Below are 5,862 nucleotides of genomic sequence, written 5' to 3' on the forward strand. Positions count from 1 at the left end.
CGGGCGAGACGATCGTGCTGAGCGTCAGCAGCGGCTCGGTGCCCCCGCCGCCCCCGGCCCCCGGCACCGACCAGCCCCCCGGCGCGGTCCCCCCGGCCGGCCCGGACGGCGCACCACCCGAGCCACCCGGGCAGCCGGGGCAACGCGGCCAGAACTGACCCTCCCGACGGTGTGGCGCCTCTGGCCGCAGGCGTTTCGCGGCTGACGGGGGCGGGACAGCGGCCTAGCATCCTGCGGCATGGCGGCGGAGGCGCAGGACGAGGTCGCCGCCGGTCCGTCGGCCACCACGGCCCTGGTCCGGACGGCGCGCCGGCTGCTGCCTGCTCGCGGACCCCACGGTGCGGCGGAGGCTGCCGCGCGGCCCATCACGGTGGAGGAGGCCTACCGCGCGAAGCTGGCGGCCGCGTCCGGATCCCCCACGCTTGCACCCACCCCCTCGACAGGCTCGACGGCCGGCGGTCGGGAGCGCGCGGCCCCGCCTGCCTCCGTCCCGTCTGCCTCCACGCCGGCGGCCGCTGCCCTGCCCGCTTCCGCTTCACCCGCCTCGACACCGGCGGCCGCTGCTCCGTCCGCTTCCGCTTCACCCGCCTCCACACCGGCGGTCGCCGCGTCGTCCTCCAGCTCCGCGTCGGGGGTTGCGGCGTCGCCGACCCCGGGGTCCCCGGTCTCCGGGTCGGCCGGCTCGCGGTCGTCGGCGGAGGCGGACGCGTCCGGACCCGCAGGTGATCCGATGATCAGCGGTTCGGGGCCCGGAACGGCGGCGGACGCGGCGGGAGGTCCCGAACCGGTGATCACAGCTGCTCGGGCTTGCGCCGCGGACCCGGTCGATCCGGTGATCGACGGTTCGGGACCGGGAGCCGCAGCAGAGGCGGTGGCGCGTCCCGAACGGACGATCACCACAGGGGTCGACAACGAGGAGCCCACCCCCACCACGCTCGTCCGACCGGATCCGGAGCCCCCGGTCCACCATCCCCAGCCCATGATCACCGCGTCGGGACCCGTGACCGCACCCCGCCCGGCTCCGCGTCCCGAACCACGGATCATGCCGCTCCGCCCGGGCCCGCTCGGGGTGCAGCACGGCCCGCCACCGCGCCCACCCGGTCCCTACCGCCCCCCGGCGCGCCCGCGCATCGAGCCCGAGCCGGGCATCCTCGGCCTGTCGCGGCACACCCGCAGCAGACTCGGGGCGAGGCTGTTCAACCTGTTCTTCGTGTTCGTGTTCGCCCTGATCCTGGTACAGATGATCGTGGCGCTGCTGAACCCCTGATCGCCGGTCCTGTCGGTGCCGCCGATTACCCTTGAGCTCCCCCGCCGGTCACGTCGGGCCCACCGAGGAGGTGACGCGCGATCGGTTCCGAGCCCACCCCTTCGAACCCGTCCGCAGCGGCCTCCGGGTCGCCCGGCCTCTCGGCGGCCACGTCCCAGCGCGTGCGCAGCGTCCTGGCCATCCCTGCGTTCCGGCGGTTGTGGATGGTCACATCCGTCGCGGGCATCTGCGACTGGATCAGCCTGCTGGCCCTCTCCGCCCTGGCCACGCAGCTCACCAGCGGCTACCAGGCGCAGAGCTTCGCGCTCGGCGGTGTCGTCGCCACCAAGCTGCTGCCCTCGCTCGTGCTGGGCCCGCTCGCGGGTGCGCTGGCCGACAAGTTCGACCGCCGCGCCGTCATGGTCGTCAGCGACCTGCTCCGGTTCGGCCTGTTCGTCTCCATCCCGCTGGCCGGGTCGCTGTGGTGGCTGTTCGCCGCGACGTTCCTCATCGAGTTCTGCGCGATGTTCTGGATCCCGGCCAAGGACGCGTCGGTACCCAACCTGCTGCGCCGACCCGACCAGGTGGAGACGGCCAACCAGCTCGCGCTCGTCATGACCTACGGCGTCTCGGTCATCACTGCGTCAGGTCTGTTCGCGCTGGTCTCCCGCAGCGGCGCGATGCTCGGCTTCTCCGCGATCGACGTCGTCTACGTCGCGCTGGTCTTCAGCGGCGTCGCCTACCTGCTCCTCGCGTTCGTGGTGTGGTTCCGGATCCCCGAGATCTCCGGACGCGCCGCCGAGCGTCGGGAGATGGCGCCCGCCGTACTCACCCTGATCCGCGACGGCGCCACGTTCGTCGTGCGTACCCCGCTGGTCCGCGGGCTGGTCATCGGCATCATCGGCGCGTTCACCGCGGGCGGCATCGTCGTCGGTTCCGCCACCCTGTACGCCGCGAGCCTGGGTGGGGGCAACGCCGCGTACGGCGTGCTGTTCGCGTCGGTGTTCATCGGCCTCGCCATCGGCATGGGGGTCGCGCCGCGGATGGCGCGGAGGGTCCCGCACAACCGGCTGTTCGGTGCCGGCATCGTCGCGGCCGGGCTCGCTCTCGTGCTGGTCGCCGTCGCACCGCACCTGTTCTTCGCCATCGTCGCCGTCATGCTGGTCGGCGGGTTCGCGGGCATCTCGTTCCTCACCGGGCTGACGATCATCGGCTCACAGGTGGCCGACGAGATCCGTGGCCGCATCAACGCCTTCGTCCAGTCGATCGTGCGGCTCACGCTGCTCGGCTCGCTCGCGCTCGTGCCGCTGCTCGTCGGGCTGGTCGCGGCGCAGACCGTCGACGTGCTCGGTGTCCGGTTCGTCATCGACGGCACGCGTGTCGTGATGCTCGCCGGCGGGCTCGTGGCGGCCGGGGTCGGCATGCTCGCCTACCGGCAGATGGACGACCGCCGCACCGAGCCGATGCTCCCCGACCTGCTCGCCGCGCTCCGTCGGGGTGAGCCGCGTCAGGGCGCGGGGGTGCTCATCGCCGTCGAGGGCGCGCCCGCCGAGGAGACCGCCGACCAGGCGGCCCGGATCGCCGCGCGGCTACGCGCCGAGGGCCACACGGTCGTCGAGCCCGAGGACGACGAGCGCGAACGGTGGGAGGCCGCCACCCGCGAGGCCGCGCTCTCGGGCACCCGTGCCACGGCGCTGGCGGCGGCGGCCGTCCGGGCCGATCAGGTCGAGCGGGTGATCCGGCCCGCCCTGGCCGGGGGCGCGATCGTCGTGGTCGACCGGTTCCTGGCCAGCCCGCTCGTCCAGTACGGGGTGGCGGCGCAGGCCCAGCTGGATCCGCGCGAGCTGGAGAGCCTGGCCCTGTGGGCCACCGGCCGGCTGCGGCCCGACGTGTCGGTGCTGCTCGACCGCCCGCCCACCGCCACGCTCGCCACCGGCATCGCCGGTGAGCAGCACCTGCAGGTCCGCCGCCTGCTCACACGCATGGCGGCGGCGGAGCCGCACCACTACGTGGTGGTCGACGCCGAGGGCTCGCCCGAGGACGTCGCCGAGCGCGTGCATGCCGGCCTCGCGGGGATGCTCCCCAACCGGGCTGTCGCCGCGTCGCAGCCCGCCCCCGACCCGTCCGAGCAGGTGTCCGCGAGCCGGGGCCCGGAACCGCTCGCCGCTGCGGATCCCGCCCCGGCCGTCGACGTGGATCGGACGGTCCTGTGAGCGTCTGGGGCGAGGTGGTCGGCCAGCCTTCGGCCGTCGCGGAGCTGAGCGCGGCCGCCGAGAACTCCTCGGCCATGACCCACGCGTGGCTGTTCACCGGCCCGCCCGGCTCCGGCCGTTCGGTGGCGGCGCGCGCGTTCGCCGCAGCGTTGCAGTGCCCGCGCAACGGCTGCGGGGAGTGCGTGTCGTGCCACACGGTCATGGCCGGCACCCACTCCGATGTCCGGGAGATCGTGCCGGAGGGGCTGTCGATCTCGGTGGCGTCGATGCGCACCCTGGTGCAGTCCGCGGCCCGCCGCCCGGCCAGCGGCGATTTCCAGGTCTTGATCATTCAGGATGCCGACCGGCTCGGTGAGCGCGCGGCCAACGCGCTGCTCAAGTTCATCGAGGAGCCGCCTGAACAGACGATCTTCCTGCTCTGCGCGCCGTCGGACCATCCGGAGGACCTGCCGATCACCATCCGCTCCCGCTGTCGCCCCGTCCCCCTGCGCACGCCGCCGCGGGACGCGATCGCCGACGTGCTGGTGCGCCGTGACGGCATCGACCCCGAGTCGGCGCAGTGGGCGGCGTCCGTGTCGGGCGGCCACGTGGGCCGCGCCCGCCGTCTCGCCCGCGATCCCGAGGCCCGCAGCTACCGTGAGACGGTGCTGCGACTGCCACTTGCGGTCCGCAGCCTCGGTGACGTGTTCGCCTACGCGGCCAGCCTCGTCACGAACGCCAAGGCGGAGGCCGTAGAGCTGAACGAGTCCCGCGACGCCGCCGAGCGTGAGGAACTCGGTGTCGCGATGGGCGCCGGAGGTATCGGCAAGGGCGTGGCCGCCGCGGCCCGCAGCGCCAAGGCGGCGGAGAACGCGCTGCAGAAGCAGCAGAAGTCCCGCAACACCCGGACCCAGCGCGACGCCATCGACCGCGCCCTCGTCGACCTGGCCGGCTTCTACCGCGACGTCCTGGTGGTGGGCAGCGACGCGCAGGTGCCGCTGACCAATCCCGACCGCGAGACCGACGTCCGTCGCGCCGCCACCGAGTGGTCCGCCGAGTCGGTACTGCGCCGCCTCGAGGCCGTCCTGGCCTGCCGCACGGCGATGGACGCCAACGTGAAGCCGGAGATCGCGGTCGAGGCGATGATGATGTCGCTGCAGCGAGGCTGATCGCGGGCGCGGTCAGAACAGCGTGAGCTGGTCGCTCACCGTCCGGGCCGGGAGGCGCCGTACCGGCGGCCGACTGCGCGGGCCCGGTCCGCGGGTCTCCAGCGGCGTGCGCGGGGATGGCGGAGGGACTGACTCGTCGTGGGCGAGCACGCGGAGCGCCGTGGCGGTCGTCCAGGGGAGGTCCATGCCGGCGAAGGCAGCGTGAACGGCATTGGCGGCGAGCGGGAGGTGTCCTACCCCCAGGTCGATCTGGACGTCGCTGCGCATGGTCATGACCTGCCGGTTCAGCTCCCACGCCGCTCGGGCGGCGGGTGCGGCGAGCTGGCCTGCGGCTGCCGGACCGACAGCGGCGGTGACCCGTTCGCCCCCGGCGTCGAGGTCGTCGAACGCCTCCTGAACGCCACCCATCGCGGTGAGCAACCGGGCCGCGGTGCGGGGCCCGAACCCGCGGACGCCGGGCAGGTTGTCCGAGGGGTCCCCGCGCAGCGCGGCGAAGTCCGGGTACTGCTCGGGTCGCACCCCGAGCAGCCTGACCAGCCGCTCCGGGGTCAGCAGGGGCGACGCCTCGACGCCCCCGTTGATGATGCGCAGCACCCGGGTGCTCGCGTCGATCAGGCTGAAGGCGTCGCGGTCGGAGGTCATGACCACCGTCGTGTCGCCCGCGGCGGCCGCCTGGCGAGCGGCGGAGGCCAGGACGTCATCAGCCTCCCAACCGGCCGGCACGACCACGGCGACGCCGAGAGCCCGCAGCACGTCCGCGGCGGCAACCAGCTGCTCCACGAGCGTGGCGAGCTTCTCCCCGCGCTGAGCCTTGTACTGCGGCCACCGCGCCCGGCGCACGCTGGCATCCGGATCGTCGAAGCCGACGACGACGGCGTCCGGTGCGACGCGATCGGCGGCCGCCACGAGCTGCGAAAGCAACCCGCGCACCGCCCACCGTGGCTGCCCGTCGGCCGACTGGAAACCGGTGCGGGCCTGGGAGTGGAAGCAGCGGTGCAGAATCGAGTTGCCGTCGACGGCAAGGACGACACGAGAGCGGGGCACCCCCTGACTGTGCCTGATCGGCGAGGCCCGGTCAGCATCACCGGTTGCCGCGTGCCGTCGTTGCTGGTCACGGTGATGGGCGGGGGGCTCGGATCCCAGTGGCAGCGGTCGGTATGCTTGCGCAGGCACAACGCCGCCTTAGCTCAGTCGGTTAGAGCGACGCACTCGTAATGCGTAGGTCTGGGGTTCGACTCCCCAAGGCGGCTCCATC

At 73.8% G+C, this 5,862-nt stretch carries 4 protein-coding genes and 1 tRNA gene; 4 read left to right on the forward strand and 1 reads right to left on the reverse strand.

The genetic code is table 11. The features are described from left to right. Positions 1–1,042: 1,042 nt before the first annotated feature. The 3 genes from JWR81_RS27235 (at position 1,043) to JWR81_RS27245 (ending at position 4,607) form a co-directional block, all read left to right on the forward strand. Positions 1,043–1,267 (forward strand): hypothetical protein, encoded by a 225-nt coding sequence (locus tag JWR81_RS27235; protein ID WP_297659073.1) that lies wholly within the window; start codon positions 1,043–1,045, stop codon positions 1,265–1,267. A 161-nt stretch (positions 1,268–1,428) separates the two neighbouring features. Next, entirely contained in the window at positions 1,429–3,459 is a 2,031-nt protein-coding gene (locus tag JWR81_RS27240; RefSeq protein WP_297659075.1) for an MFS transporter, read from the forward strand. Then, complete coding sequence (locus JWR81_RS27245) at positions 3,456–4,607, forward strand: DNA polymerase III subunit delta' (RefSeq protein WP_297659077.1); 1,152 nt, start codon at positions 3,456–3,458, stop codon at positions 4,605–4,607. The genes JWR81_RS27240 and JWR81_RS27245 overlap by 4 nt, the downstream gene beginning before the upstream one ends. A 12-nt stretch (positions 4,608–4,619) precedes the next feature. On the opposite strand, the gene JWR81_RS27250 is transcribed toward JWR81_RS27245, so the two are convergent. Further along, positions 4,620–5,651: a 5'-3' exonuclease H3TH domain-containing protein gene (locus JWR81_RS27250; protein WP_297659079.1), complete on the reverse strand. Its 1,032-nt coding sequence runs from the start codon at positions 5,649–5,651 to the stop codon at positions 4,620–4,622. 132 nt (positions 5,652–5,783) lie between these two features. Here JWR81_RS27250 and JWR81_RS27255 point away from each other — a divergent pair. After that, positions 5,784–5,860 (forward strand) — tRNA-Thr (locus JWR81_RS27255). Positions 5,861–5,862 lie beyond the last annotated feature (2 nt).

It is taken from the genome of Pseudonocardia sp., from assembly GCF_025965585.1.
Taxonomy (GTDB): domain Bacteria; phylum Actinomycetota; class Actinomycetes; order Mycobacteriales; family Pseudonocardiaceae; genus Pseudonocardia.